The organism is Micromonospora sonchi (genome assembly GCF_014646235.1).
GTDB lineage: Bacteria > Actinomycetota > Actinomycetes > Mycobacteriales > Micromonosporaceae > Micromonospora > Micromonospora sonchi.
The window spans coordinates 16,010-41,515 of sequence record NZ_BMNB01000037.1; the positions used below are offsets into that span (position 1 = coordinate 16,010).

At 68.4% G+C, this 25,506-nt stretch carries 27 protein-coding genes, 1 pseudogene and 1 riboswitch; of the genes and pseudogenes, 14 read left to right on the top strand and 14 right to left on the bottom strand.

Going from position 1 to position 25,506, the window contains the following annotated elements; all coding sequences use genetic code 11:
- The first annotated feature begins 9 nt into the window (after positions 1 to 9).
- The 5 genes from IEY61_RS27085 to IEY61_RS27105 all read left to right on the top strand — a co-directional run bounded on the left by IEY61_RS27085 (position 10) and on the right by IEY61_RS27105 (position 5,066).
- Complete coding sequence (locus IEY61_RS27085) at positions 10 to 1,092, top strand: alpha-hydroxy acid oxidase (protein ID WP_229706480.1); 1,083 nt, start codon at positions 10 to 12, stop codon at positions 1,090 to 1,092.
- Between the two features lie 118 nt (positions 1,093 to 1,210).
- Positions 1,211 to 1,936 (top strand): ABC transporter ATP-binding protein, encoded by a 726-nt coding sequence (locus IEY61_RS27090; protein WP_229706481.1) that lies wholly within the window; start codon positions 1,211 to 1,213, stop codon positions 1,934 to 1,936.
- The gene (locus IEY61_RS27095; RefSeq protein ID WP_189049349.1) at positions 1,933 to 2,760 is read left to right on the top strand and encodes an ABC transporter permease; all 828 of its coding nucleotides are present in this window, start codon (positions 1,933 to 1,935) and stop codon (positions 2,758 to 2,760) included. The genes IEY61_RS27090 and IEY61_RS27095 overlap by 4 nt, the downstream gene beginning before the upstream one ends.
- A 1-nt stretch (position 2,761) precedes the next feature.
- Complete coding sequence (locus tag IEY61_RS27100; RefSeq protein ID WP_189049351.1) at positions 2,762 to 4,129, top strand: MmgE/PrpD family protein; 1,368 nt, start codon at positions 2,762 to 2,764, stop codon at positions 4,127 to 4,129.
- Between the two features lie 61 nt (positions 4,130 to 4,190).
- Positions 4,191 to 5,066 carry an IclR family transcriptional regulator gene (locus IEY61_RS27105; RefSeq protein ID WP_189049353.1) on the top strand — a complete coding sequence of 292 codons (876 nt, stop codon included), beginning with the start codon at positions 4,191 to 4,193 and terminating at the stop codon, positions 5,064 to 5,066.
- A gap of 148 nt (positions 5,067 to 5,214) precedes the next feature.
- On the opposite strand, the gene IEY61_RS27110 is transcribed toward IEY61_RS27105, so the two are convergent.
- The 3 genes from IEY61_RS27110 to IEY61_RS27120 form a co-directional block, all read right to left on the bottom strand.
- Positions 5,215 to 5,499 (bottom strand): hypothetical protein, encoded by a 285-nt coding sequence (locus tag IEY61_RS27110; RefSeq protein ID WP_189049355.1) that lies wholly within the window; start codon positions 5,497 to 5,499, stop codon positions 5,215 to 5,217.
- A 41-nt stretch (positions 5,500 to 5,540) separates the two neighbouring features.
- Entirely contained in the window at positions 5,541 to 6,599 is a 1,059-nt protein-coding gene (locus tag IEY61_RS27115) for an integrase core domain-containing protein (protein ID WP_229706482.1), read from the bottom strand.
- Positions 6,600 to 6,902: 303 nt separating this feature from the next.
- Positions 6,903 to 7,748 (bottom strand): SMP-30/gluconolactonase/LRE family protein, encoded by an 846-nt coding sequence (locus IEY61_RS27120; RefSeq protein WP_189049359.1) that lies wholly within the window; start codon positions 7,746 to 7,748, stop codon positions 6,903 to 6,905.
- A 93-nt stretch (positions 7,749 to 7,841) separates the two neighbouring features.
- Between IEY61_RS27120 and IEY61_RS27125 the strand changes: the two genes are divergently transcribed.
- Positions 7,842 to 8,135, top strand: coding sequence for an aromatic acid exporter family protein (locus IEY61_RS27125; RefSeq protein WP_189049362.1), 294 nt, complete (start codon positions 7,842 to 7,844; stop codon positions 8,133 to 8,135).
- A 243-nt stretch (positions 8,136 to 8,378) separates the two neighbouring features.
- On the opposite strand, the gene IEY61_RS27130 is transcribed toward IEY61_RS27125, so the two are convergent.
- From IEY61_RS27130 to IEY61_RS27170, 9 genes are all read right to left on the bottom strand, one after another.
- Complete coding sequence (locus tag IEY61_RS27130) at positions 8,379 to 9,239, bottom strand: hypothetical protein (RefSeq protein WP_189049364.1); 861 nt, start codon at positions 9,237 to 9,239, stop codon at positions 8,379 to 8,381.
- A gap of 411 nt (positions 9,240 to 9,650) precedes the next feature.
- Positions 9,651 to 10,748: a helix-turn-helix domain-containing protein gene (locus IEY61_RS27135; RefSeq protein ID WP_189049366.1), complete on the bottom strand. Its 1,098-nt coding sequence runs from the start codon at positions 10,746 to 10,748 to the stop codon at positions 9,651 to 9,653.
- A 218-nt stretch (positions 10,749 to 10,966) separates the two neighbouring features.
- Positions 10,967 to 11,085, bottom strand: a riboswitch (SAM riboswitch).
- 84 nt (positions 11,086 to 11,169) lie between these two features.
- Positions 11,170 to 12,426 carry a metal-dependent hydrolase family protein gene (locus tag IEY61_RS27140; protein WP_189049368.1) on the bottom strand — a complete coding sequence of 419 codons (1,257 nt, stop codon included), beginning with the start codon at positions 12,424 to 12,426 and terminating at the stop codon, positions 11,170 to 11,172.
- Between the two features lie 55 nt (positions 12,427 to 12,481).
- Positions 12,482 to 14,332 carry an FAD/NAD(P)-binding protein gene (locus IEY61_RS27145; protein WP_189049370.1) on the bottom strand — a complete coding sequence of 617 codons (1,851 nt, stop codon included), beginning with the start codon at positions 14,330 to 14,332 and terminating at the stop codon, positions 12,482 to 12,484.
- Positions 14,329 to 15,153 (bottom strand): ABC transporter permease, encoded by an 825-nt coding sequence (locus IEY61_RS27150; RefSeq protein WP_189049372.1) that lies wholly within the window; start codon positions 15,151 to 15,153, stop codon positions 14,329 to 14,331. Before IEY61_RS27150 ends, IEY61_RS27145 begins: the two co-directional genes overlap by 4 nt.
- Entirely contained in the window at positions 15,143 to 15,937 is a 795-nt protein-coding gene (locus tag IEY61_RS27155) for an ABC transporter ATP-binding protein (RefSeq protein WP_189049374.1), read from the bottom strand. The genes IEY61_RS27150 and IEY61_RS27155 overlap by 11 nt, the downstream gene beginning before the upstream one ends.
- Before the next feature lie 10 nt (positions 15,938 to 15,947).
- The gene (locus IEY61_RS27160; RefSeq protein ID WP_189049376.1) at positions 15,948 to 16,784 is read right to left on the bottom strand and encodes an ABC transporter permease; all 837 of its coding nucleotides are present in this window, start codon (positions 16,782 to 16,784) and stop codon (positions 15,948 to 15,950) included.
- Complete coding sequence (locus IEY61_RS27165; protein WP_189049378.1) at positions 16,781 to 17,830, bottom strand: ABC transporter substrate-binding protein; 1,050 nt, start codon at positions 17,828 to 17,830, stop codon at positions 16,781 to 16,783. Before IEY61_RS27165 ends, IEY61_RS27160 begins: the two co-directional genes overlap by 4 nt.
- Before the next feature lie 262 nt (positions 17,831 to 18,092).
- The gene (locus IEY61_RS27170; RefSeq protein WP_189049380.1) at positions 18,093 to 19,025 is read right to left on the bottom strand and encodes a LysR family transcriptional regulator; all 933 of its coding nucleotides are present in this window, start codon (positions 19,023 to 19,025) and stop codon (positions 18,093 to 18,095) included.
- Positions 19,026 to 19,159: 134 nt separating this feature from the next.
- Between IEY61_RS27170 and IEY61_RS27175 the strand changes: the two genes are divergently transcribed.
- The 3 genes from IEY61_RS27175 to IEY61_RS27185 all read left to right on the top strand — a co-directional run bounded on the left by IEY61_RS27175 (position 19,160) and on the right by IEY61_RS27185 (position 20,858).
- Positions 19,160 to 20,230 carry a peroxidase-related enzyme gene (locus IEY61_RS27175; protein WP_189049382.1) on the top strand — a complete coding sequence of 357 codons (1,071 nt, stop codon included), beginning with the start codon at positions 19,160 to 19,162 and terminating at the stop codon, positions 20,228 to 20,230.
- 32 nt (positions 20,231 to 20,262) lie between these two features.
- Complete coding sequence (locus IEY61_RS27180) at positions 20,263 to 20,403, top strand: hypothetical protein (protein WP_189049384.1); 141 nt, start codon at positions 20,263 to 20,265, stop codon at positions 20,401 to 20,403.
- Between the two features lie 101 nt (positions 20,404 to 20,504).
- The gene (locus IEY61_RS27185; RefSeq protein ID WP_189049386.1) at positions 20,505 to 20,858 is read left to right on the top strand and encodes a hypothetical protein; all 354 of its coding nucleotides are present in this window, start codon (positions 20,505 to 20,507) and stop codon (positions 20,856 to 20,858) included.
- Positions 20,859 to 20,893: 35 nt separating this feature from the next.
- On the opposite strand, the gene IEY61_RS27190 is transcribed toward IEY61_RS27185, so the two are convergent.
- Entirely contained in the window at positions 20,894 to 21,979 is a 1,086-nt protein-coding gene (locus IEY61_RS27190; protein WP_189049388.1) for a P-loop NTPase fold protein, read from the bottom strand.
- Between the two features lie 330 nt (positions 21,980 to 22,309).
- Here IEY61_RS27190 and IEY61_RS27195 point away from each other — a divergent pair, with 330 nt between their 5' ends.
- The 4 genes and pseudogenes from IEY61_RS27195 (at position 22,310) to IEY61_RS27210 (ending at position 23,958) form a co-directional block, all read left to right on the top strand.
- Positions 22,310 to 22,426 carry a cupin domain-containing protein gene (locus IEY61_RS27195; protein ID WP_189049390.1) on the top strand — a complete coding sequence of 39 codons (117 nt, stop codon included), beginning with the start codon at positions 22,310 to 22,312 and terminating at the stop codon, positions 22,424 to 22,426.
- 47 nt (positions 22,427 to 22,473) lie between these two features.
- A pseudogene (locus IEY61_RS27200) lies at positions 22,474 to 22,584 on the top strand (IS5/IS1182 family transposase); the annotation flags it as partial.
- Between the two features lie 28 nt (positions 22,585 to 22,612).
- A complete protein-coding gene (locus IEY61_RS32240; protein ID WP_189049392.1) occupies positions 22,613 to 22,723 on the top strand; it encodes a hypothetical protein in 111 nt (36 codons plus the stop codon).
- Between the two features lie 65 nt (positions 22,724 to 22,788).
- On the top strand, positions 22,789 to 23,958 hold the full coding sequence (locus tag IEY61_RS27210) for a low temperature requirement protein A (protein ID WP_189049395.1): 1,170 nt from the start codon (positions 22,789 to 22,791) through the stop codon (positions 23,956 to 23,958).
- A gap of 116 nt (positions 23,959 to 24,074) precedes the next feature.
- Here IEY61_RS27210 and IEY61_RS27215 read toward each other — a convergent pair whose 3' ends face one another.
- Complete coding sequence (locus IEY61_RS27215; RefSeq protein WP_189049429.1) at positions 24,075 to 24,764, bottom strand: IS6 family transposase; 690 nt, start codon at positions 24,762 to 24,764, stop codon at positions 24,075 to 24,077.
- A gap of 97 nt (positions 24,765 to 24,861) precedes the next feature.
- On the opposite strand from IEY61_RS27215, the gene IEY61_RS27220 reads away from it, so the two are divergent.
- Complete coding sequence (locus tag IEY61_RS27220; protein ID WP_189049397.1) at positions 24,862 to 25,392, top strand: DUF6244 family protein; 531 nt, start codon at positions 24,862 to 24,864, stop codon at positions 25,390 to 25,392.
- Positions 25,393 to 25,506: the final 114 nt, after the last annotated feature.

Here is a 25,506-nt window from a genome sequence, read left to right on the forward strand (position 1 = left end):
GAGGCGATCGTGACTGTGGTACCAGGAGTGAACTCCGCTCATATCAAGAACTTCGGGGACCTCAAGGCCGCCGCCCGGAACGGGGCGCGCCAGGCCGTGTGGGACTTTCTGGAAGGTGGCGCGGGCGCCGAGCGCAGCGTCGCTGCCAACACCGACGAGTTCGACCGCTGGGTGTTTCGGCCGCGAATCCTCACCGGCAGCAAACCGCCGTCGCTGGCGACCACCTACCTCGGGTGGCCGTTGCGGATGCCGGTGGCCACCGCCCCCTTCGGCGCGGACGGACTGTTCCACCCGGACGGCCAACTGGCCGTTGCGGGGGCCGCGCAGGACGTCGGCGCGCTGGCCCTGGCGCCGCACGTCTCCACCCATCCGCTGGAGAAGATCCGCGAGGTGGCGCCGGAATCGGCGCTGATGTTCCAGCTACACCCGGTCGGTAGCCTGACCAACTTCCGGCGGCTGGTCCGCCGGGCCGAGTCGGCCGGCTACCGCGGCCTCGTCATCACCGCCGACTGCCCGACCGCGGGCTACCGTGACCGTAACCTCGCCAACCAGTTCGTGTACGAGGACGTCATGCGCGGCAACTACCAGGGCGAGAAGGATCACGCCGAGGAGATGTTCGGCGAGTTCCGTGCCATGAGCCAACCTTTGTGGACCTTTGACTACCTGGCCGAGGCGCTCGCTGAGACCTCCCTCCCGGTCGTCATCAAGGGCGTCCTGACCGGCGAGGACGCGCTCCTCTCCGCGGAAATGGGTGCCGCCGGCGTCATCGTCAGCAACCACGGTGGACGCCAGCTCGACTGCACACCGGCCACCCTGCGGCAGCTACCAGAGGTGGTCGAGGCCGTCGGCGGCCGGATCAGCATCGCCGTTGACGGCGGCATCCGGCGCGGCACCGACGTGCTGAAGGCACTCGCCCTCGGCGCCGATCTTGTGGTGATCGGCAGGCTGGCGGCCATGGGGCTCTGCGCAGGTGGCCGGGACGGCGTGCGGCGGGCCCTCGAAATGCTGGCGGCCGAGATGGTGAAGTCACTCGCCCTGCTCGGACGCTCGAGCATCGCCGAGGTCGACCGCACCATGCTGCAGCCGGCCTGACGAGCAGATACGGGAGATTCGGATGCCTGCAGCACAAGCCGGGGCAGCCCGTACCGCCGTCGTGTCGGCGGAGGGCGTGTCCATGACATACCACGGGCGACGCGGCACGGTCAGTGCCTTGTCCCATGTAGATTTCACGCTCTGGCAAGGAGAGTTCGTCGCCCTGCTGGGGCCCTCCGGGTGCGGCAAGTCGACCCTGCTGAACATGGTCTCCGGATTGATCGCACCCACCAGCGGGAGGCTCGCCTACCGCGGCAAGGCCATCAACGGCCCGAACACCAACATCGGGTACATGACCCAACGGGATTCGATCCTGCCGTGGCGGACGACCGCCCAGAACATCGAGCTCCCACTCCAGATCCGCCACCTGCCAGCACGGGAGCGCAGGGAGAAGGTCGCCACCTACATCGAGATGGTCGGCCTCAAGGGTTTCGAGAACACATACCCGTCGGGTCTCTCCGGTGGTATGCGCAAGCGGGTCGGCCTCGCCCAGGCGCTCGTGTACGAGCCGGAGACGCTGCTGCTCGACGAGCCGTTCGGCGCGCTCGATGCGATCCTGCGGCTGCGGATGCAGGCCGAGCTGCTCGCCCTCATGGAGAAGCTCGGCGCGACGGTGCTGTTCGTTACCCATGACATGGACGAGGCGATCACGCTGGCCGACCGGGTCGTGGTGATGAGCGCCCGGCCCGCCCGCATCATCGACGAGATCGAGGTCGGCCTGCCACGGCCGCGCAACCTGGAGCAGCTGCAGTTCACGGCCGAGTACCAGGAGGTCCGGCGCCGGGTCTGGGACAACCTCGGGCGGGAAATCCACTCCAGCGAGAAGGAGATGGCGAACCAGTGAGTGACACCGAGACACTTCCCCGCAGCACGGTCGCCAACTCGCTCGCCAGCCCTCAGCCGCGCCGCAAGCTCAACCCGACAATCAAGATCGTCCTGGGTCAGATCGCGGTGGTAGGCCTCTGGCTCGGCTCGTGGGAGTGGATGTCCGGACGGCTGATCGACCCGTTTTTTTCCAGCTCCCCGAGCGCCATCGGGCAGCAACTGGTCGAGTGGTTCCGTACCGGCTCGATCTGGCCCCACCTCCTGATCACGCTCCAGGAATTCAGCGTCGGCCTGCTGGTAGGCAGCGTGGTCGGCGTGCTCGTCGGCTTCACCCTGGGCCGGCTGCCGACCACCGCGGCCGTGCTCAACCCCTTCGTCACGGTCGTCTACAGCATGCCGAAGCTTGCGCTCGCACCGCTGTTTGTGCTCTGGTTCGGCATCGGGTTCGGATCCAAGATCGTCCTGGTCGCTCTGATCTCGTTCTTCCTGGTCTTCTACAACACCTTCACCGGCGCGCGCGATGTCGACCCGCTTTACATCAACTCGTTGCGGATCATGGGCGCCAACCGACTGACGATCTATCGCAGAGTCGTCATTCCATCGGCCGCCGTGTGGGTGATGACCGGCCTTCGCATCGCCGTGCCGCAGGCGGTGATCGGCGCTGTCGTCGGTGAGCTGATCTCATCGAACCAGGGCGTCGGCTACATCATCGCCAACGCCGGAGCCTTCTTCAACACCACCGGCGTGCTCGCCGGCGTCGCACTGGTCGCCTGCGTTTCTGTGCTGCTCTCCCAGCTGATCATTGTCCTGGAGCGCTGGGCGACCCGATGGAAGCAGGGCTGAAATGAGTCCAACTGCCACCCTCGCCCGCTGGGCCGCCGACGTGCGGTACGACACGCTCCCGCCCGGCGTGGTCGACCGGGTACGGGAGCTGCTGCTCGACCACCTCGGCGTGGCGCTGCTTGGCAGCACTCGTGACCACCACCGGCGCTGGGTCTCGACCGAGCTGGGCATGGCGGGCGGTGAGCCCGGCGTGAGCACCGTGATAGGCACCGCACAGCGCGTCGCGCCCGACCGGGCGGCGTTCCTGAACGGCGTCGCCGGCTCGTCCGGACCGAACCTCGACGACGTCTGGCACGGCTCGCTCGGACACCCAGGTGTCGGAACGTTTCCGGCGCTGCTTGCCCGTGGCGAGGAAGTGCGGGCCTCCGGCGCTGCCGTGATCGAGGCGACCGTGGTGGGTTATGAGGTCGCGATGCGGATCGGTTCCGCTCTCGGCCGTTCCGCCTTCGACCGGGGCTGGCATCCGCGTGGCGGCTGCAACACCGCTGCCGCCGCCGTCGCCAGCCTGAAGGTCACCGGCGAGGAACGCGCCGAGGTCTACCAGGCGGCCATCGGCCTGGCCGTCAACGCCGCAGCCGGAGTGGTCGGTGCCGCATACTTCTCCGATGCCTGGTACGCCCTGTCCGGGCAGGCGTCCAGGGAGGGTCTCCTCGCCGGGCTCGCCGCGCGGGCTGGCCTGCGCGCCACCGACGAGCCACTGGCGGCCGACCGCGGTTACCTGGCCGCCGCCTCCGATCGGGTCGACCTCGGCATCCTTACCGACGGGTTGGGCGGCGAGCCGATGCTGATGCAGGCAGGCCAGAAGCTGTACCCCTCCTCCGGTGCGACACACGCTGCACTGGAGGCCGCGGTGGCCGCCCGCCGCGAGCTAGGGTGTGACGCCGCCGATATCGTGGAGATCAACGGCTGGGGCTTCCGCGAAATGGTCGACGTGCTCGGCCAACCCAACCCGTCGGCGGCGCTGGCGGCGAGCATGAGCACTCCGTACGTGATCGCCTGCGGCGTGCGCGACGGCGGATTCGACCTCTCGCACCTCGACGCGGGGCGGATCGCGGACCCGGAACTCGCGCGCCTGCAGTCGGTGACCCGGCTCGCTGTCGACGACCGGCTCGACCGGCTGCCGCCCAAGCACCTTGGCGCCCGGATCCGGCTCGTGTCCAAGGACGGCCGAGAGGCCACCGCCGAGGTGCTCGCCGCGAGCGGGCACGCCGGCAACCCCCTCGGCTTCGAACGGGTCGCCGACAAGGTGCGGCGACTGCTGGCCGGGACCTGGCCGGACACGCTTGTCGACCGGCTGGTCGACGAGGCGGCAGCCCTGCCGGAGACCGATGTGGAGAGCCTGATGCCGACGCTCCGCTCCGGGGATTAACGTTTCGGCTCCACCTTCCGGCACCATTGACACCAACCGTTTTGTAAAGGAGCCATGCGAGATGGCCGCATTGGGCGCCCGCCCGGTCGATGTAAAGGCGGTCGCGCAGCCCGAGGCGACGCTGCGCCGACGACCGGCCGACGACGCCGACCCGGAGAACGCCGATGGCGCCGCTCGGGCCCGGTCGGGTCTGGCGCGGACCTTCTCGATCATCAATCTGCTGGCTTCCCGGGCACCCGAGACGCTGGGTGTGTCGGCGATCGCGCGCGACCTCCAGATGCCCAAGGCGGTCGCCCACCGGATTCTCAAGGAGCTGGTGGCGGGTGCCTTCCTCGTCTTCGACACCGAGACCAAGCAGTATCAACTCGGCCCGGGCGCGCTGACTGTCGGGCTGGCGGCGCTACGTACGCTCGACGTCCCCAAGACCGCCCGGCCCTACCTCGTACGACTGGTCGAAGTCAGCGGTGAAACTGCCACACTCTCCATCCGCCAGGGCTGGCAGCGGGTCTACGTCGACCAGGTGCTCTCCCCGCACGAGGTGCGGATGTCGGTGGCGCTCGGCCGGATGTACCCGCTCCACGCCGGGTCCTCGTCGAAGGCCATCCTTGCCGCGCTCCCCGACGAGGTGGTCGAGGAGTTCCTGACTCAGCACAAGCGCGTCAGCCTCACTCCGCGGACGATCATCTCGGCCGACGAGCTCCGTGACGACATCGCCGGGATCCGCGAACGGGGCTACGCGGTGAGCTTCGGCGAGCGCCAGGCTGGTGCGGGCAGCGTCGCGGCCGCCATCCGCAACGCCTTGGACGAGGTTGTGGGCGCTATCTCACTCTGCGGTCCGCGGGAGCGGCTCGCCGAAAACGCTCTGCGCCATGGTGCCGAGGTGGTCGAAGCAGCCCGTGCCGTGTCCCGTGATATCGGCTACCGCGGCCCCGGCTGACCCGATTGCCGTGCATCGAAGACGGCGTGGTGGCCCGGTTGTTAACGGTGAGCCGGGCACACTCCGGGTGCCAATTCGTCAGAGACTAAGTGGTCCACTCCGTAAATCCTTCGGGGGTTGACGGCGGAGCCTATGTATGAAGTCGTGGTCAGGGTGCGATCGGGCCTACGTGGATGTGGCAGACGAAGTCGAAGGCTTCCTCGGTGCTGCCGCTGAGCCAGATCTGGTTTTCGTAGCTGTTGGTGCTGGCCACGTAGATGGCGGTGCCCCAGCGGTGAGCGGATCCGCCGTACCGCAGCCGCATCAGCGGCATCTGATCACCGTCGGCGAGTTCACCGGTGACGTAGGCGAACTGGCCGTGGTAGCGCACGTGCACCGCGGCCAGCTGCGACCAGTTCTGCTTGGCGTGCTCGCGTAGCCTGTACCGTGCCAAAACTCTGTTTCAGGCTTGTGGCCTGCGATTTTGTGAGTAGATCAAGCTGCCCGGTGATACTCGTTGATGACGCCGCCTAGGACGCGGCGCCGCTGGATCGGCGTGTCGATCGGGACGACCACGCCGGGGTCGTAGTTGGGTGGATGCTGATCTAGGCTTTGGTGCGGCCGGTGCCGGTCGAAGTGGCCCTCGTAGTCGCGTAACACCGTCCGGGCGTGCTGTTCGTTGTAGATCAATAACCGGTCGGTGCACTCGGCCCGGACACTGCGCACGAAGCGTTCCGCGAACGCGTTCGCCCTGGGGGTGCGTGGCGGAGTCTTCACCACGTCGATGCCTTCGGCGGTGAACACGGCGTCGAACGACGCGGTGAACTTGGCGTCGCGGTCGCGGATCAGGAACCGGAACCGTGTCATTCGGTCACCGAGGTCCAGCATCAGGTTGCGGGCCTGCTGGGTAGTCCAGGCAGCGGTCGGGTGGGCGGTGACGCCGAGGATGTGCACCCGCCGGGTCGTGAGTTCCATGACGAACAGCACGTACAACCGCCGCAGTGTGACGGTATCGATGTGGAAGAAGTCAGTAGCCAGCACTCCGGACGCCTGCGCACGCAGGAACGTCCGCCAATTGGTGTCGATCTCGCGTGGGGCGGGACCGCCCTTCGAGCTGGCGAGGATGCGACGGATGGTGCCGGCGCCGACCCGATGGCCGAGTCCGACGAGCTCACCTTGGATGCGCCGGTGCCCCCAGCGGGGATTCTCCCTGGCCAGGCGCAGGATCAGGTCACGGATGTCGTCGCTGATCGGCGGTCGTCCGGGTCGGTTCGGGTAGGTCCAGTGCCGGCGGACCAGCCGGCGGTGCCAGGCCAGCAGGGTGGCCGGGGTGACGATCCGACGCCTCCACAGGTCCCGTGGCAGGGCCCGGACCGCGGAGAACACCGCCCGCTCCGGCCAGGACAGGTGCGGCCGACCGACCTGACGGCGTAGCACCGCCACCTCGTGGCGCAGCACCAGCAGCTCGGCGAACATTGCGGACTCGCCGCGCGTGGCCTGCGACAACCAGCCGAACACCTGCACCGCACTCAGGTACAGCAGTCGAACCAACACCCCTGCCATCCTGCGTCACTGCCGCGAAGCAGCAGCTCACAGCGTGTGCGACGAGTTCTGGCACGCTACAAGCGCAGCCGATCCACCAGCGCTGCCCGCACATCGTCCGCCACGTCCCCGCCACGCTGGCGTAACTGCTTGCCCGCGTCTGCGCGGTAGATGTCGTCGTCCACTGCTGCCGGGCCGCCCCCGTCATCGTGAAGTCGTGCGGCAGCCGGCCGGCGGCGGATTACGGTGCCAGGGCGGGCAGGAGGAACCGGCCGGTGAGGTCACCGGTCGCGCCGAAGACGACGAGGCGTCCGATTATCCGGCGAACTCGCGTACCGGCCGGCCGGCGATCTGCGGGCTGGCCCGAAACAGCGCGCCGGCCAGCGGGTCCGCCCCCTCCGGCAGGCCCTCCCGTGAGGTGGTGATGAACAACTCGTCCAGCCTCGCTCCACCGAAGGTACAGGCGGTGACCTTGCGGGCGGGCACCGTCAGCACTTCGTCGAGACGACCGTCGGGCGTGTACCGGTGCACGGCGCCGCCGTTGACGATCGCCGTCCACACCCCGCCCTCGACGTCGACGGTCAGGCCGTCGGGTTGGCCACCGTCGGGGATCTCGACGAACGTACGCCGATCGGTCAGGCCTGACTCGCGGTCGTAGTCGAACACGCTGATCCGGTGTGTGGCGGTGTCGTTGTAGTAGGCGCGAGAGCCGTCCGGGCTCCACTCGAGCCCGTTGGAGACGGTGACGCCGGAAAGCACGACCGCGACGGTGAGATCGGCGTTGAGCCGGTACAGGCTGGCGGCGCCCGACCGTTGGTCGTAGGCCATCGAACCGCAGTAGAACCGGCCGTCCGGGTCGCAGCCGCCCTCGTTCATCCGCACGTCGTCGCTCGACCAGAGTTCGGGCAGTAATGTGCGGGAGCCGTCTGGGTCCTCCAGCAGGAACCCTCGCTCAATCCCGATCACCGCGCCACCGTCCCGGCGCGGGCGCAGCGCCGCGGCAACGGGACCCACGTGACTGCGCGAGACGTTCCCGTCGCCGTCGAGGGACAGCACGTCACCGGCCAGCATGTCGACCCAGCGCAGGCCGCCCCACCGGGGCGACCACACCGGCCCCTCGCCGTGGTAGGCCACCGGGGCCGTCACCTGCTCAACCCGCATGACACTGCCCCTTTGGGTATGACCGGCACCGCTTACCGCCAGACTAGGGGATTTCCTCGTCGCCGAGAAATAAAAGACGACAGGCGCGACGCGATGGATGAGGAGGTGCCGCCGAGTTTGGCTGCCCGAGGCTCGGCCCTGTCGGGCTATCCGCGAGCCGCACTGCGGCGGGCGCGGGAACGCCTCGCCACGGGCGTGCGGCTGCTGCAGCAGGCCCTGGCAACGACCACGGCCTGGGTGATCGCCGACCTCGCGATCGATCACTACCATCCCTTCTTCGCGCCCATCACGGCGGTGATCGCCCTCAATGCGTTCCTGGGTCAGCGCGGCGCGAACGCCCTGCGGTTGCTCCAGCAAGTGATCGTCGGATCGGAGGCGGTGAGCTGACCCTCGCGGTCCTCGGCAGGGGCTACGGGCAACTGGCGATCGCACTGTTCGTCGCCATGGCGGTCGCCCAGTCGACCAGTGGAACCCGGATCACCGTGGCCCAGGCGGCGATAGGTGCGATCCTCACCGTCACGAGCGGCGACGCGGGAACCGGGTTGCAGCGGATCGGCGACGCGTCGATCGGCGCAGGTGTGGCCCTGGTGTTCACCCGGGACCGGTCTGCACCTGGGCGTGGCGCGGGTCCTATTCGATGGGCTGGCGATCGCCGTCGTCGGCTTGCCAGTCGGCGAACAGTTCGGTGAGTTTGGCTTCTGTCTGGTCGTTGAGGATCTTGGTGGCGTCGTCTCCGAGTGGTTTCAGGGCGTGTTGGCGTACGGCGGGGTGTTGTGCGGGTGCTGGGCAGATGAAGACGGCGAGGACTCGTAGCGCGCGGAGGGCTTCGTCGCTGGAGAGGATGTCGAGTAGGGGGACGCCGGTGAAGGCTGCGGTTTGGAAGGCATGCCATGCCTTGTCGACGATCAGGTCGATCACGGCCTCGGTGACATGGGGCCGGTCTGCTTGCCAGGCTGAGAGCCGGATCATGCGTTTGACTGTGCCGGGGATGCTGTCGAACGCGGACCGGGTGGTCTCGATGGTCTGAACCAGTCCGATGAAGAGGTCGCACCAGCCGTGGTTGGTGAGTTCGCGCTTGACGGTGGTCGTGTCTGGCGTGGCGCGGTGGAGGTCGGCGGCGATTTCGTGCCAGGCCCTGCGGCCCATCTCTTCGGCGAGGGCGGTCACCTGCTCGGCGGGTGACGGGTAGGGCTCGTCCCGGTTAAGGCGAGCGGGTGTCGGGCGGGCGGCGAGCCAATCGGCGATGTCCACGCGAGCGAGGTCGATGGTCGCTTTCTGGTTGTGGACGGTCGGCTTCAGGCGCGGTGGATGGTCATCCGTCCAGGCCAGCTTGCCCTCGAGGTCCTCGCGTTTGCGCTGACGTGCGGTGTGATCGCGGCCGACGTGGTCGAGCCAGCCTTGCACGCCGTGCTGAGAACCGCCACAGCCTGTGCAGCGGCAGACGTGTTGCTGGGCTGTCTCGCAGCGGGAGTTGTGGGTGCCGTTGTCCATCTGCGGCCACCTCGCTGGTCCGGTCGTCCCGGCGCTGTGGAGCTCGATCGGTCGCTGACTGAACGGATGTGTACCTGCACGTTACGTCACTGGATGGTTTGTGCCAACGGGCTACACGTGCAGCGAAGTCGGCCGTGCAGGCGACATCGACAGCAGGACGAAGCTGTCATGACAATCGATCTGTGGAGTGGCTTGTCTGCGGTCGAGAGGCCGCGTAGCGTCGGGGGGTAGCTGGCTCTTCCAGCTGGCGCAGCTTCTGCGCGTGCCGCTCTGTAATGCGGAGCCCAAGGCCGCAGGCCGGGACGCGTTGACCGACGCCGAACTCAGCCACATCCGGGCCTGCTATGCCGGCGCGGTCGCCTACGGCCGCGAGCAGAACCCTGCACTTGCCGAAAATCTCATCCGCGCAGTTCAGGCGGCATGTTCGTACTCATGGAGGATGCCTCCAAGCCGATCGCGTCGTCGGATGTCGAGCCGGGCAATTTTGTCCGGCTCGCCGATCTGCGCGGGCAACGGGTGCAGTGGCCGGGCGTTCGCGATGCCCTGATGCGGACGGTGTCCGTTGTAGAACTTTTCGAACTCGCGCAGGGCATGAAGCAGATGCCGCTGGTTCCAGATCAAAGTCCGGTCCAAGAGCTCTCGGCGGCAGGTCTGCACCCAACGTTCCATGATCGAATTCATGCGAGGCATCTGGATGCCGCTGAGCACGACCTCGATACCCGCGTCCGCGAGGACGGCATCGAACAGCTCAGGGAACTTGCCGTCCCGGTCGCGGATCATATAGCGCGCCCTACCTCCGGCATCTTCAAGATCCATGACCAGATTCCTCGCCACCTGTGCCACCCACGAGGCGGTTGGGTGTGCGGTAGCGCCCAGAATCCGTATCCGACGGCTTGCGTGTTCGATCACCGCGAACACGTACATCCGCGCCCCGGTCAACGTGACCGTTTCGAGGAAGTCACAGGCCAGCAGGGCATCGGCCTGTGAGTGCAGGAAGGCAGCCCAGTTGCTCGAGGACCGTTCAGGCGCTGGATCGACCCCAGCCTCTTTGAGGATCTCCCAAACCGTGGACGCGGCGACCTTCACTCCCAGAACCAGCAGTTCACCGTGCAGTCGCCGGTAGCCCCACTGAGGGTTCTCCCGCGCCAGGCGCAACACCAGGGCGCGCACGGAGCGCAGCGTTCGGGGTCGGCCGGGCCGTTTGGGCCGGGACTCGGCAGCATGGCGGCGTGCGACCAGGTCGCGATGCCAGCGCAGCACCGTGTCCGGACACACCAACAGCCGAAACCTCCGCAGGACGTCCAACGGCAGCCGGTGCAGCAGCGCCGCCAAGAACGCCCGATCGCTCGGGTCGAACCGCACCTTCTCCTTGCCCAGATGGCGCTCCAGTACCGTGATCTGATGGCGCAGGGCCAGGATCTCGATGTCCTTGGTCCGGTCGCTCATCGGCAGCAGGCGCAGCACGGCGAACGCGTTCGTCACGCCCAGGTAGGCCAGTCGCAGCAGCACGGTCGATCAGCATGCCGCAGTGCTCGCCAGCCGCGCGAGAGCACTCGCTTGAGCGACCGCGGTCGACACCGCGCGGACCGGATCCCACCAGGGCGGATGAGTTTTCGGCAAGGGCAACGCCGAGCACGTCGAGCGGCCGAGCGGAAAGCGGGGGTACGAGGGTGACGGACACAACCACCTCCGGGATCGGAGGACCCCGGAGTTACGCACCGGGCCGGGGTCCGCGCTTGCCCAGCACCGGACGGGCTGGGCCCGGTCATCACCCGGGGCACCCCACCGCGAACTCGACGAGGGTTGCCGGCCAGCAAGCCGGGGCTTGACGCTGGCGCTCGTGACCTGGCGACAGCATACCCGCAGGTGAATCGGGCCGGACCGGCGGCTGACCTGCGTGCGCGAGTACCAGGCGAGTACCGCATCCCGGTCAGTCGTAGAGACCGTTGCGCTGTCCGAGGCGGACCCCGAGCGGCATGGCCTCGCCCGAGTAGGAGATGCCGTCCTTGAACACTGTCCGCGGGCGGCGCAGCACCTGCCAGCCCTCCTTGAGGAGGTCGCCTTCGGCGATGACGATGTCGGCGGTCTTGCCGGGCTCGAGAGTACCGGTGTGGGACTCCACGTCGGCCAGTTCAGCGGCTGTCGCGGTTGCGCAACGGAGGACGTCGATGATTGGTGCGCCGGTGGCCTCGGTGATCAGCTCGAGTTCCTCGACCACTTCACCGGACGTGTCCGTGCCGGTGGCGATGGGCACTCCGGCGTTCCACGCCATCCGCACGCTTTCCATGTGTGGGCCGACGATGTCCTCGAGGATGCGCTTGTACATGTCGTCGTTGCCGACGAGTCTGTGCTGAAACGCGATCGCGATCACGCTCGAAAGGGTCGGTACAAGGCCGGTGCCGCGCTCCACCATGGCTGCGACGGCCTCCTCGTCGAGGAAGGCGCCGTGCTCGATCGTCCCGGTGCCGGCGCGGACGGCGTTCAGGATGGCCTGGGTGCTGTAGGCGTGGGTCGCGGTGCGCTTGCCGAACTTGTGCGCCTCGCTGATGCCGGCCGTCAGCTCCTCCGGGGTCAGCTCCGGAATGCCCGGGTCCTCCTCGGGGTAGGTGCCGAGCCCTCCGGAGCCCATGAACTTCAGCACCAAGGCGCCCGCGTTGATCTGCTTCCGTACCGCGGTCATCACTCCGACCGGGCCGTCGGCCTCCATGGCGCCCCAGTTGCTGGCGTGGCCGCCGGTGATGCAGATCGGATCGCCGCCGGCCAAAATCGTCGGACCCGGGATCACGCCCTGTTTGACCGCACGCGCGGTCTGGATGCCGGTGGAGCCGGGCAGGCCGTAGTCACGAATGTGCGTAACGCCCGAACGCAACTGGGCGAGGATGTTCGCCGCCGAGTGCAGCGCGAGGAACGGAAGCGGCTGGCGCATCAGGATGTCGGCTTGTGCACGGTAGGTCGTCGCCTTGTCGGAGATCCGCAGCTTCTTGCGGGCGATGTGGTCGTGCATGTTGAACAAGCCGGGCGTGACCGTGCAGCCGGTCGCATCGATGCGGTTGACCTCACCGGTCGATGGCACAGGTGAGTCGGAGACCTCGGCGATCCGACCGCGGTCCACGACGACGGAGCCGTTCTCGATCACCCCACCGGGTTTACCGGTAAGGATCAGGGCGTTTTCGATGACGGTGTACATACTGATTCGCGTTCCTGGTGTGTCGGTCGGCCGCGTCAACGGTCGACGGTGGTGGTCAGGTGACGTGCGACCGCCGCTCGTGCACGGCCAGGATCTGGCGGGCGATGCGGTCGGCCTGGACGATCGTCCGCGCGCCGGTGTGCGGCTGCGGCAGGTTGGCGATGTTCCACTCGAGTGGCTGGACCGGAAGTCCCAGGGCGAAGATCGATTCCCACGGCGTACCGTCCGCGGCGATCACCCGGCAGGGGCGCGGGTCCTGGGCTCGGGTCACATCGAGCCCGCCTGTCGTACGCGGCCCCGCTTCGTCCTCGAGCGATGCGGGTCGCGCCGTACCGCTGGAGAGCAGTTGGCTGACCAGGCGGGACGTGGTGTGCCGCAGGTCCTCGGCGGGCAGGCGTGCCTCGATGACCGCCCGGACCTGGAGGCCGGCCAGCGTGTCCGAGCCCAGCACGAACGACCCGACCTCCTCGTCACAGGTGAGCACGGCCCGGCGTCCGGCGACCCGGACCAGCCCCGCGTCTATGAGCGCGGCTAGTTGTTCGACCCGTTCGACGGGCGGTCCGGCCGCGATGAAGCCGCCGATGCTGCGGAACCACCCCTGCAGGTCGCCGAGCACGGAGTCGGCCGTGAAGGCTTCGTTCGCGACGAGGTGCCGGACGACGTCCTTCGCTATCGCGAGTCGCTCGCCGACGGCGGTGACGGGTCCGCGCGGTTGTGCGTACGCGGAGGCCACGTGGGAGTCGAGTACGTCGCGGAGCCGGCGCTCGACCTTGGCGGGGTCGGCGATGCCCTTGAGGGGATCGCAGAGTTCCTCGAGCCGGAAGGGTGCGATGTCGGGGAAGGTGTGGGCGCACCACCGGTCGACCTCGGGTCCCTCGGCAGGCAGCCGCGTCAGCGCCGTGGCGAGTTCGAGCGGCTCGACCTCGCGGCCGGCCTGCTCCAGGGCGGCCTGGTACCAGGCGTGCCGCATGTCGCGTACGACGTCGGGCCACACGTCGGTGTTCAGGTCGAGCCGGCCGCGGCGGATGCGGGCGGCCACCCAGTCGGCGGTCATGACCGCCAGCGCATTGGCGGACGCCCGCTCGGCGCGCGCCACGTAGGGGACACCGCGTGCCGAGCCGACCCAGAGGACGGGCTCCTGCCCGGAGGGCACGTACCGCAGCCGGCCGTCGAGGCGCTCGAAACGCCCGCCGCGGCTGAGGGTGCAGAGCGCCATCACGTCGTAGAAGTTGAGTCCCGCGCCCAGGACCGCGACCGGCTCACCGGCGCCGATGGCGTCCATAGCTGCCTCGGCGGCGGGCCCCGGCGGGACGTAGACCAGGTCGTGCGCCTGCGCGAAACGGGCCCACTCGGCCTGCTGGGCCGTCGAGGCCATGGGCAGATGACCGAGGGCGAGGACGACGGCGTCGGCCCGCAGGGCAGCGCCGGACGCCAGCCGGACCGTGTGGTCGCCGTCGGCGTCGGGCTCGATCGCGACCGCCTCGTCGGCGTGCACGACCGCGCCGGCGTCCCGCAGCCGGTCGAGCACCCAGTGGGTGTAATGGCCGAACAGCGCCCGCGAGGAGAAATCGTCGGGCCCGAGCGACCGCAGCTCTGCGGCTGCCTCCGCGGGCAGGTCGAGGTGGGGTGCCGTCTCGGCGCACCAGGTGGCGAAGGTGGGGCCGGCAGCGGTGCGGACACCGTCGATGGACTCGTCCGCGAAGAGGGTCGCCTGACGCAGTCGGGAGTTCATGAGCAGGTTCGGGTCCTGCTCACGCCGCCACACCCGCCCGCCGGGAAACAGGTCGACCAGGTGCACCTCGCACCGGTCCGCCGCCAGGTCGAGCAGGCGCGCGGCGGTCGCCAGGCCGCGGGGGCCCGCGCCGACCACGACGACCCGAGCAGGTCGATCCGTTTCGTACGTCACCCGAGCTGCCTCCGTGCCGCCATGCCTTCCAGCCGACGCAGCAGCAGGTCGATCGCGATGACGACGAGCGCGGTGATCACGAGCCCGGCGAAGATGTCCCCGGTACGCAGCGTCGACTGGCCCTGCAGGATGAGGTAGCCGAGGCCGACCTTCGAGCCGAGGTACTCCGCGACGACGGCGGCCGAGAACGCGAATCCGAGGCTGCTGCGCAGGCCGACGCAGAGCCACATGAAGGTGGCCGGCAGATACAGCTTGCGATAGAAGTCCCAGCGGCTCGCGCCGTACAGCCGCACCTGGGCGACCAGCTGCTTGTCGACGTTGCGCACGCCGGGGTACACGCTGAAGAACACCAGGACGACGACGGCCAGGGCCGAGGCGAAGACCTTCGAGGTGGTGCCCAGGCCGAACCAGATGATGAGGAACGGCACCAGCGCGATCTTGGGAATCGAGTAGAACCCGGTGAAGAAGGGCTCGAGCGCCGGGCCGAGCCGCCGCGTCGTGCCGAGCCACAGGGCGAGTACCACGCCGACGAAGGCGCCGAGGACATAGCCGGCGATCGCCTCGAACAGCGTGATGCCGATGCTGGGCAACAGCACGGCCTCGTCCCACCAGCGGCCGATCGACTCGACAACCGCCGACGGGGAGCTGTAGAAGAACGCGGGCAACGCGCCGCTGCGCGCGCCGACCTCCCACCCGCCGATGAGCAGGATGCCGGCACCGACCCGCAGGAGGAGCGTGGTCAGCATCGAGTACTGCGGCCTTGTGAAGCCGTAGTTCAGGGTACGGGTACGGCGGCTCGGCGTCGCGGGGTCAGCCGACATGCTGCACCTGCCTGCGGGCCTCGTCGTCGGTGCCGAGCTCGCCGCGCAACTCCTCCCAGAGGCGGCGGCGGGCCTCGGCGAACCCGGGCAGCGACTGCACGTCCGTGACGGCACGGTCCCGGGGCAGGTCGATGGTGTGGACCGACTTCACCGTGCCGGGCCGCTTGGTGAAGACGGCCACCTTGTCGGAGAGCGCGACGGCCTCGTCGAGGTCGTGGGTGACGAACAGGACGGTGGCCTCGGACGAGCGGCTCAGGTCGAGGAGCAGCTGCTGCATGCTCGCTCGGGTGAAGGCGTCCAGCGCGCTGAACGGCTCGTCCATCAGGATGATGGACGGCGAGTACACCAGGCTCGCGGCCAGCTGGACCCGCTTGCGCATGCCGCCGGACAGTTCGGCGGGACGCGCGTCGGCGAACTCGGCGAGCCCGACCCGCTCGATGATCGCGTCGACCCGGTCGGCCATGCCCTTGCGCTCTCGACGGATCTCGAGCGCAAGGCCGACGTTCTGCCGGACGGTGCGCCACGGCAGCAGGGCATCGCTCTGCAGCATCATGGCCGCGTCCCGCCGGACGCCCTCGACCCGGGCGCCGTTGATGCTGACCGAGCCGGTCTGCACCGGCATCAGGCCGGAGATGAGCGAGAGCAGGGTCGACTTGCCGCAGCCGGACGGGCCGACCACGGATACGAACGACCCGGCTTCGATGTCGAGGGAAACGTCGTGAATCGCCCGGACGTCCTGGGTCCTGGTCGCGAAGGTGTGGGACACGTGCTCGAGTCGGATCATGGTGAGGGTCTCATTTCAGCGAGCGGCTCTCGAACCGTGCGGACAACGACCCGACGAGCGCTGCGATCACGGCCGCGACGAGAGCGATGAGGACGAGGGCGGCGACGGCGCGGTCAAGGTTGGACACGCTGCGCGCCGAGGCGAGCAAAGCGCCCAGGCCGGTGGTGGCGCCCATGTACTCGCCGACGACCACGCCGAGGAAACCGAGCCCGATCGACGCCTTGAGGCTGGTGACGATGCGGAACGCCGTGACCGGCAGATACAGCAGCCGGAACACGTCGTACCGGCGCGCGCCCAGCAGCGTGAGGTTGTCCAGCAGCCGCCGGTCGACCCCGAGCAGGCCTTCGTAGACCGTCAGAAAGGCGTGGAAGAAGATCAGCAGGGTGGCCATGGCGACCTGGGTGGTGGTCCCGATCCCGTACCACAGCAGAAACAGGGGGGCCAGCGCCGCGCGCGGCAGGCCGTTGATCGCGACCAGGTACGGGTTGAGCGCCACCGCGAGCGGCGGGATCGCCGCCAGCACGTACGCCACGACCGTGCCGCCGAGCGTGCCGATGACGACGCCCAGGACCAGCGCGTACGTGGTGGAGCCGAGGTTCGGCCAGAGGGTGCCGTCGGAAACCCAGGTGCTCAGAACCTGCGCGACGCTGCCCGGCGGCGGCAGCAGCCGCGGCCCGACCACCCCGGTCGCGGTGAGCAGCTGCCACAGCGCGAGACCGGCGACGACGACGCCGAGCCGGATCAGGCCGACGTAGGGGTCGCGCCGGCCGCGCCGCCGGGCGACGGCGTCACGAGGTGACGTCGCGTCGCCCGGCGCGCGCTGCTGGACAAGCTGGCTGAAACTCATCCAAGATGCCCGTTGTCGTACAGCTTGTCGACGTCGATCTGCTTGTCCTTGTCGATCGAGCCCTGCTGCTTGTCGATGTCGATGATCGTCTTGAGCGCGGCGGGATCGGTGGCGGGGTTCTCGGGGAGGGCCTGCTCGATGCGACCGAACAGCTCGGCGAAGATCGGCTTCAGGTTGGCGTACGTGTCGGGCAGCTCCGCGAGCACCGCGTCGGGGTTGTCCTTGTGCTCCTTCATCCAGGTCATCGACCTCTCGAAGGCCTTCGTCACCGCGCGCACGGCGTCGGGGTTCTTGCTGGCGAAGTTGCCGTTGGCCATGAGCGTCACCGAGGCGTACGACCCGCCCATGATCTCCTTGACCAGCGCCCGGTCGAAGAAGTCGTACATGACCTTGCCGTCTCCGTCGGTGACGGTCTTGGAGATGACCGGCTCGCCCGGCAGGATCGCGTCCACGTCGCCGCCGGACAGCGCCGCCTGGAACGTGGACTGGTCGCTGATGGTGAGGAAGTTAATCTTGGAGGCGTCGACGCCGTCGCGCTCGAGCGCGGCCAGCAGCAGCGGGTAGGCCGCCGTCGCCTTGCCGGTGAAACCGACCGTCTTGCCCTCGAGGTCGGCCGGCTTGGTGATGCCCGGGGCGACGACGAGCGCGCCGACGCCGGCGTCGTTCAGCGTGGCGGTGATGACCAGATCCTGCCCCTGCACCTGGGAACGAGCGGCGTTCTGCGCCAGCTGCACGTCCATGTCGATCTGGCCGGCGGCTAGCGCCGCGAGGCTCTGGCTCGAGCTGTCGAACGGAACGACCTCGACCTTCTTGCCGACCTTCTCGGCCTCCTCGTCGAGGTAGCCCAGGCTGTCCGCCAGGTACCCGGGCATGTAGGTCAGGGTGCGGGCCAGACCCACCTTGAGGGTGTCGCCGCCACCGCCCGACGAGCCCCCGGTGGCGCATCCCGCGAGCATCGCGGTGCCGAGGACTGCGGCGAGCGCAGCCAGGACAGGTCGGCGACCGAGGCGCGGTCGTCGGATGAGCCGGGTTCGGGCGTGCGACATCGTTGGGGCTCCTTGTGGCCTGCTGCCATTGCTGTTCGTGGGGCGCCGAGGCGGTCAGCGTGGGGACACCTCGGGCGCCATACGTCGCTCGGCTCGGAGTGCGGCACGGTTGCCGTGTGCCGAGGACATGGCCGCCAGTCTGCCGTTTGGAATCCGCAAACCTCAAGGAATTGGGGGTTAAGCTGGGCTGCAGGTTATGTAGGTCACATATAATCTGCCGTTATGCCTCGTCGGTGTCACGCGATCGTGACACTCCCGAGCTCTAACCGGCCTCGGCCAGGCCCAGGTCCCGGGCGCTTCGCTGCAGCTCTTCCAGCATCCTCTGGACCCCGGGCAGGTGCATCAGGGCCTCGGTGGTGACCGCGCCCACTCGCCGGGTGTTCAACGGCTCCAGCGGGCGGAGGACCAGCGCGCTGTCGCTCGGCGCGACGGCGTGCATCAGCTCGGGGACGAGGGCGACGCCCAGGCCGAGGGCGGCCAGCCGGTGCAGCGCGAGGTAGTCGTTGGTCTGGAAGCCGATGCGCGGGCTGAACCCGACCGCCCGACACGCCCGCAGCAGGTGGCTTCGGCACAGCGCACAGCCGGCGATCCAGGTGGCGTCCTCGAGGTCACCCAGGTTCACCCACCGTCGCGCGGCCGCCTCGTGGGAGGCGGGCAGCGCCACGTGGACCCGCTCGACCAACAGCGGCGTGAGCACCTCGTTCTCCTCGAGTGGAACCTCCTCGGTCACCTCGCCTCCGGTGCTGCGGGAATACACCACCGCCAGGTCGCACTCGCCACTGCGCAGGAGCTCGAAGGCGCGTGGGGGGTTGGCCTCGACCATCTCGATGCTCAGGCCGGGGTGCTCGGCCTTGATGGCGGCGAACGTCTGCGGCAACAGCGCGGCGGCGGCGCTGGGGAAGCTGGCCACCCTGATGCGGCCGGCGCGCAGGCCGGCGACGGCCTCGACCTCCGCCTCGGCAAGAGACACGGCGGTCAGGATCTGCTCACTGTGTCGCAGGAGGACGAGACCGGCCTGGCTCAGCTGGATGCCACGGCGGCCGCGTACCAGCAGCGGGGTTTTGAGATAGCGCTCCAACCCCTGAACCTGTTGCGTGATGGCGGGCTGGGAGCACCCGAGCTCGCGGGCGGCCCCGGAGAGCGTGCCCTGGCTCTGGATGGCTCGCAGCAGTCGTAGGTGCTTCAGTTCGATCACATGCAAACTATAACGAAATGTGATGATAGTGTGAAGGAGATCTCTCTTGAACTTATACGTCTCGCTCCTGCACGGTGGAGAGGCCCACGGCTGGGCGGGCGAACGCGCGAAAGACATCACCGAGGAGGATCCGGGTGGCAGGCAGACCGCTTCTTGAGCTGGTGCGTGACGACATCCGGAGCTTCACCGCCTCCGTCGACGCCGAGGTGCTGCGACCGCACGACGACGCAGTGGTGAGCCGCGCCGACCGACTCCGCGTGGCGATCTGCGTCGCCGCCGTGAACAACCACCAGTCCCTGCTCGAGCAGTACGCCGCGGAGCTCGACACCCTGGAACCGGGCGCCGCCGCCGTGGTGGCTCAGGGCCGGTGGACCCAACTTCCCGAGCGAACCGCTGCGCTGCTGGATCACGCGGAGCAGGTGGCGCTCGACCCGGCCCACTCCGGCGAGGAGGAGATCGGGCAGTTGGTGCAGATGGGGATCACCGCCACGGAGATCGTCGTGGTGACCCAGATCGTGGGCTACGTCAGCTATCGCACCCGCCTGCTCGCGGGTCTGTCCGCGCTGGCCGCCGCGGGTCCGGGGGCCACCACCGCCGCGCCCAGCAGCGCCCAGCAGGCGACCTCACCCGCTCTCCCGACGCCTTCCGTCCGCTTCCCGACCTACCGCTGGCGGCCATTTGTCGACGCTCCCGCACCTCCGGAAAAGGAGGCGGGAGCCGACGCGAGAACGCCGAAGAAATGGTCGCCGTTCTACCTGACGCTGCTGCACGACCCCCGTGTGCTCGGCGAGCGCACTGCGTTGTACGACGCGATCATGACCGGAACCGGCAAGCTGGACAGGGCCGACCGCGAACTCGCGGCGCTGGCGACCTCGCTGACCACCGGGTGCGAATACTGCGCCTCGGTGCACGGTCGCCGCCAAGTCCAGCTCTCCAAGGACCAAGTCACCGCCGTCCTACTCGCCGAGGCCGGCCCGTCGGCCCTTGCCGACCCCAGGCAGCGGACGGTCGCCACCGTCGCCGCCAAGATCGCACCCACGCCGCCCACCGTGGACGCGGCCGACGTCGACAGCCTCCGCAGCGTCGGTCTCGACGCCCCGGCGATCGCTGACTTCTTCGCGGTCAGCGCCATGTTCGCCTGGGCAAACCGGCTGATGATGACCCTCGGACAGGCCGAGCTTCCCCCGTCGAACCGGACACCCTGATCCCTGGCAGGAGAGCCAGGACAAAGGATGTCTTGGGGGCACGTCCCTCGCAGTACACCGAACAGTTCCGCAAGGACGCGGTGCCGTTCTACTACGCCGACGGTGCGCTGGACCCGGTCACCACCCCGAAGGACTCGCCGAGTTCGGGGGAAGCCGCTGCTGCTCGCCGGTGAGTACGACGTCGGGCTGCCACCGCGGAACGCCACCGAGCATGCCGGTCTGTTCGAGCATGCCGAGTTGGCGGTGCCGCCCGGAGCCGGGCACTTCGTTCCGGGTGAACGTGCTCATCGGTCCGATGGAGGATGTAGAGCCTGAGGGTGTGCCCGCATTTTCGGACATCTACTCGGACTGGCAGTCTCGGATATTGACGCGATTGCTGTTGGTTTGCATGATGCGCCAGGCATCGACGTCGGCCTGGTCAGCCGGCGAGCTGGCGGCCTCGGCCAGCGAGCCAGCTGAGCAGGGCGGTGGCTTGGAGGATCTGTTCGCCTGCGTAGCGGCGCCCGGCCGGGCTGATCGGCCGGGTCTCGGCGCAGGCGCCGAGCCGGGGCATGACGTGCCAGGTGGCGAAACGGCGCAGCAGGTGGGCGTGGTCCGGGTCGCCGACGTCGGCGAGGTGTTCGTGTAGCCATCGCTCGAGCAGGATCTACTTGTCGATCGCGGTCACGACCCTAGATGCCCCTGGACCTGGCGTAGCTGCTGCAGCGCCGTCGGCGGGTCGACCGCGAGCTGCTGGTGGGCGCGGGCCAGGTCGATGGCGAGCGGATCCTCGTCGAGCGGCTTGCGGCGGACCGCGCCGAGGTCCAAGTGCCGCCAATCGGCCACGATCTGCGAGTCGCGGCGGAAGACCTCCAGCACGACCGAGTAGTAGAGCAGGGCGGCGGCCAGCGCGGTCGATGCTTCGGTCGGCTCCGGGTCGGCGAGCAGCTCGTCCGCCGCCGTCCGCAGCCCGCGGGCGGTGATTTTCGGCCACTGCGGGTCGGACATCAGCTTCACCAGCTTCGGGTCCCCGCCCTCGGCGACGTCGCGCACGATCCGCTGCTGGAAGCCCCGCTTCACTGCCTGCACCTCAAGAGCCACGAGCTGGGCGGTCATCGCATCGAGCTCCTTGCCAACCGTCGACCTGCGGTGCAGCTCGAACATCATCCGAGCCACCCGCAGCACGTCCCGCGGCATGCCGCCGGCCAGGCAGTGGCAGAGCATCCAGAAACACGACGGTACGCCGGACAGCCGGTGCCGCAGCAGAGTGACCGAGTCGGACATCAGCATCGGGCGCAGGTGAACGACGTGGTCGAAGGCGCTGTCGAAGACCGTCCGGGTGCGCACCACCCGCCGCTCGAAGTTGACTAGTGCCTCCTCCGAGACTGATACCAGATAGGCGCAGTGCTTTATCCCGAAGATGGCCTTGATTTCGTTGAGGAACCGCTCCGCCAGCTCCGGTTCGGCGATCCGGTCCAGCTCATCGATCGCGATGACCAGCCTTCCGCGGTTGTCGGTCTCGTCGCGCCACCATGCCGCCACCTCGGTGGTGAACTCGCGGTAGGCGGCCACCACGTCGGGCAGGCTCAGCGGCTGCTCGGCCCACTGCCGGCCCCACTTCCAGCCGAGTTGCACCGACAGCGGCGCCGCCTGGCCCGAGTGCTCGACCGAGAGCGTCTGCAGGAACCGGATCTGCCGCAGCCGCCGGGTGGCCTCGGCGGACAGGCGTACCCCGCTGGTCTGGCCGCCGGCCCAGAGACGGCGCGCCATCAGGCAGCATGCGACACCGAGCACAAGGTAGGTCCCGGCCAGCTGGGGCAGCGTGCGGCTTTCCCGCCCTCCCTGGCCGGTCGTGACTCCGGCGACTACTACGAGGCCTCCGTTGCCATAGGACTCGCGCCCGACAGGCAATCCCGCGTTCGTCTCTGTCGTACGTAGCAGCGTGACGTAGGCGCCCCACTCATCTCCTTCAACGCCCTCGCTGGGCGTCGCCCCGCGCTCCGAGGGCGCATCGGCCACAAAAGACTCCGACACAGAGCGCGGCACCGGTTTCAGACGCCGTTTCCGGTGGATGGGAACTTGCATCGACTGGAGATTAGGGTGCAGGCAATCCAGCTTTCGCCATATCACGTCCTCGTCCTGCCGCTGGGCTGGTCTGGAACCTGGGATGTGCACGAGACCATCCGGAAGGTCTACGTGCTGGTCGACTGCGCCTAGGCGTACTGCAGATCTTGTAGTGGTTGATCGCCGACGATGTATCGGTGGTGCGTCGTGGCGAGTTGACTGATGAGGCGTGGGCGGTGATCGCGCCGCTGCTACCTGAGCCGGGCGGTGTGTGGGGGTGGTGGCGGGATCACCGCCAGGCCAGCGCTGGTGCTGGATTCCGGCCGCAGGATCCGGGACGTGGGCCGGGAGTTGGGCGTCAACCACGAGACGCTGCGTAACTGGGTGGCTCAGCTGCGGCAGGAACCGGTGCAGCAGGGTGTGTCCTTGGCGCCCGATACAACCCGTTAGGTGATGATTGCCAGTAGTAGTGACCGCGTGGGGAGGGGGGCGGGCGATTGGCCGGAGGCGGCGGGTTGAATCGGCTGTCCCGTACCGTCGGTCTGCTGGGGCTGCGCTATCCCGGCGGGCCGGGGCTGAACGAAGAGCGGCATGCCACCTGGCTTGAACTCTTCTTCGATCTGGTATTCGTCCTGGCCCTGTTGGGCGTGACCGCGCGGTTGGACATCCGGGCATCGCCGACTGCAGCAGAGCTCGTCGTTGCCGTCGTGCTCTACGTGCTCATCCAGTGGTCATGGATCGGCCAGTCTTTCTACGACACCCGCTACGACCCGGACGACACTCTGCACCGACTGCTCGTGCTGGCTGCGACGGTTGGTGCTGGCGCCATTACCCTCGGGGTGCAGCAGGCCCCCTCCGGCCTGCTGCTGCCGGTCGGGTACCTGATCGTGCGTGGCTGTCTGCTCCTGATGTACCTGCGAGTCCTCGCAGCCGACCGGTCCGCCTGGGATCTGGTCGCCGTCTATCTCACCGGATTCGGTACCGGGTGGTTGCTCTGGGCTGGGTCACTGGCCATCTCCCCGACCGTACGACCGGCAGTGTGGATCACCGCCCTGGCTGTTGAGCTGCTCACCCCGTGGCTCGGCCGCCGCTGGCTGCGCCGCCATCCCGTACACAGCACCCACCTGCCTGAACGGCTGGGGCAGTTCACCATCATTCTGCTCGGCGCCACGCTGACCAACCTGCGTGACGCGGTACCCACCGCCCACCCGCCCGCCCGCGTGGTGGCCGCCGCCGTTGCGGCCTTCCTTCTGCCCGCCAGCATCTGGTGGATTTACACCACCTACGTGAACAGCAGGCTCGCTGTGCCGCAGTTGGGCAGCGGTCAGGGCTACGCCTATCTCCACACACCCGCCGGCGCGGCCATGCTCTTCCTGGGATGGGCGCTGGGCGTTGTGGTGTACGAGATCGGGCAGTCGCGTCAGATGCCGCTCAACGCGCGACTCGTGCTGGGCGGGTCGATCGTCACGTGGATGCTGTCCGGGTTGGGTCTGCACCGCTTCGCTCTCGGTCGCATGCCCCGGCGCCGGTTCATCGTCGGCCTGGCGGGAATCACACTGGCCATCGTGGTGACGCTGGTGGTCACCGAACCCGGCCTGCTGCTCGGGCTCACCTCGGCGCTTCTCGTCGGGTACGCCATCGTGGTCAGCCCGCAGATCGTCAAGGCCACCAAAGGTTATCGATGAGCTTCCCTGTCATAACGGGGGCGCCCGCCCGAACGAGTGCCCGCTCAGCCCTGTTGGCGCCGTTGCGTTGTGGGATCGGATCGGAAGACGCGTTATGCCCGTGCCGCATGGGCGGGTCAGATCGCTTGGGCGAGTTCGGTAAACGCCGCTGCGACCCGCAGAGCGGGCGGGGTGTCGATGGCGAGTTCGTAGTGGCCGCGGCGGAGGTTCTGCATGAAGGCGTGGCCGGCGATGATCACCTGTGCTGTCTTGTCCGTTCGTAGCCCGCGCATGGGTCTCAACCGGTGTTTCAACTGGCTGTGATCCGCTTCGATCGGATTGTTCGCGTACCGTTCGACGTGGTGCCACGCGGACGGGATCAGCTCGTCGAGCACGGCAGGGTAGACCGCGGCGGCGTCGGTGACGATCTCGCTGGGTGTCACCTTCAACGTGGACAGCGCGCGTCGGAAGAACCCCCGGGCGGCGCAGGCGTCACGGCGGGTCGAGACCAGCACGTCGATGACCTGCCCATACTGGTCGACCGCCCGGTACACGTAGTGCCATACGCCGTTCACCTTCACGTATGTTTCGTCGACGTACCACCTGTCACCTGGCGAGTGGCGGGAGAATCGGGCGGCGTCGACCAGCAGCGGTGTGAACCGCTGCACCCACCGGTAGACGGTGACGTGATCGACCTCGACCCCACGTTCGACCAGCAGTTCCTCAACGTCGCGATACGAGAGGTTGAAGCGCAGATACCAGCGGACCGCGACCACGATCACCTCGGTCGGGAACCGGAACCCGGCGAACGCCGATGTCGGAGGCAGCCACGGGCGAGAGCGGGTCGATGGCTTCACTGCTCAAGCCTGCCTCGATCTTGCGAACGCTCAATGCAACGGTGCCCTCGGTCGGGGTGATTGATTCGTGTCGAGCATTGAGGAGATCGCCGGCGAGCTGCGGGCTGTGACTGCGGGTCTGGAGCGGGCACAGAGTCTCACCGCGGCGGCTGATCATCAGGTTCAGCAGGTCGCTGCCCGAGCCGTTGGTGCGGGGTTCGCGGCGGTCGCGGCCGGGATGGCGCGGGTTCGCGCCGCGATTTCCGCTGTTCAGGTGGGGCTGGGTGGGGCCGCCGGGACGGTGGGTGAGGCGGCTACCGCTGCCGTGAGTGTGCCTCGGGAGGCTGCTACTCCTCAGGAGACCATTACTGGGTTGGCGCAGGTGCAGCAGGCCGTCGCGGGTGCCCGTGAGGCCACCACCGCGGTGATCGGTCATGTCGATCAGGCCAGGCAACTCGTCGGTACGGTTTTGCGGGGCGGGCAGCCGGGCCCGCTTTTGCAGTCTCTTGACGGCGTCAAGCAGGTTTTGGTGCTTGTGGTTCAGCGGTGTGGTGCCGTGCAGCAGGCTGCTGAAGCGGCGGTTGGGCAGGCGCGGGGGTTGGGGTCGTCGGGAAACTGATCGGGGCCGGTCGTCCTGCACCGGCCAGCCCTGCGCCGATGATTCGCGGCGATGCGTCGCGCGTGGTGTCCGAGCAGCAGCAGGACGATCTTTCGGCGTGGGGTAGGAAAGCCA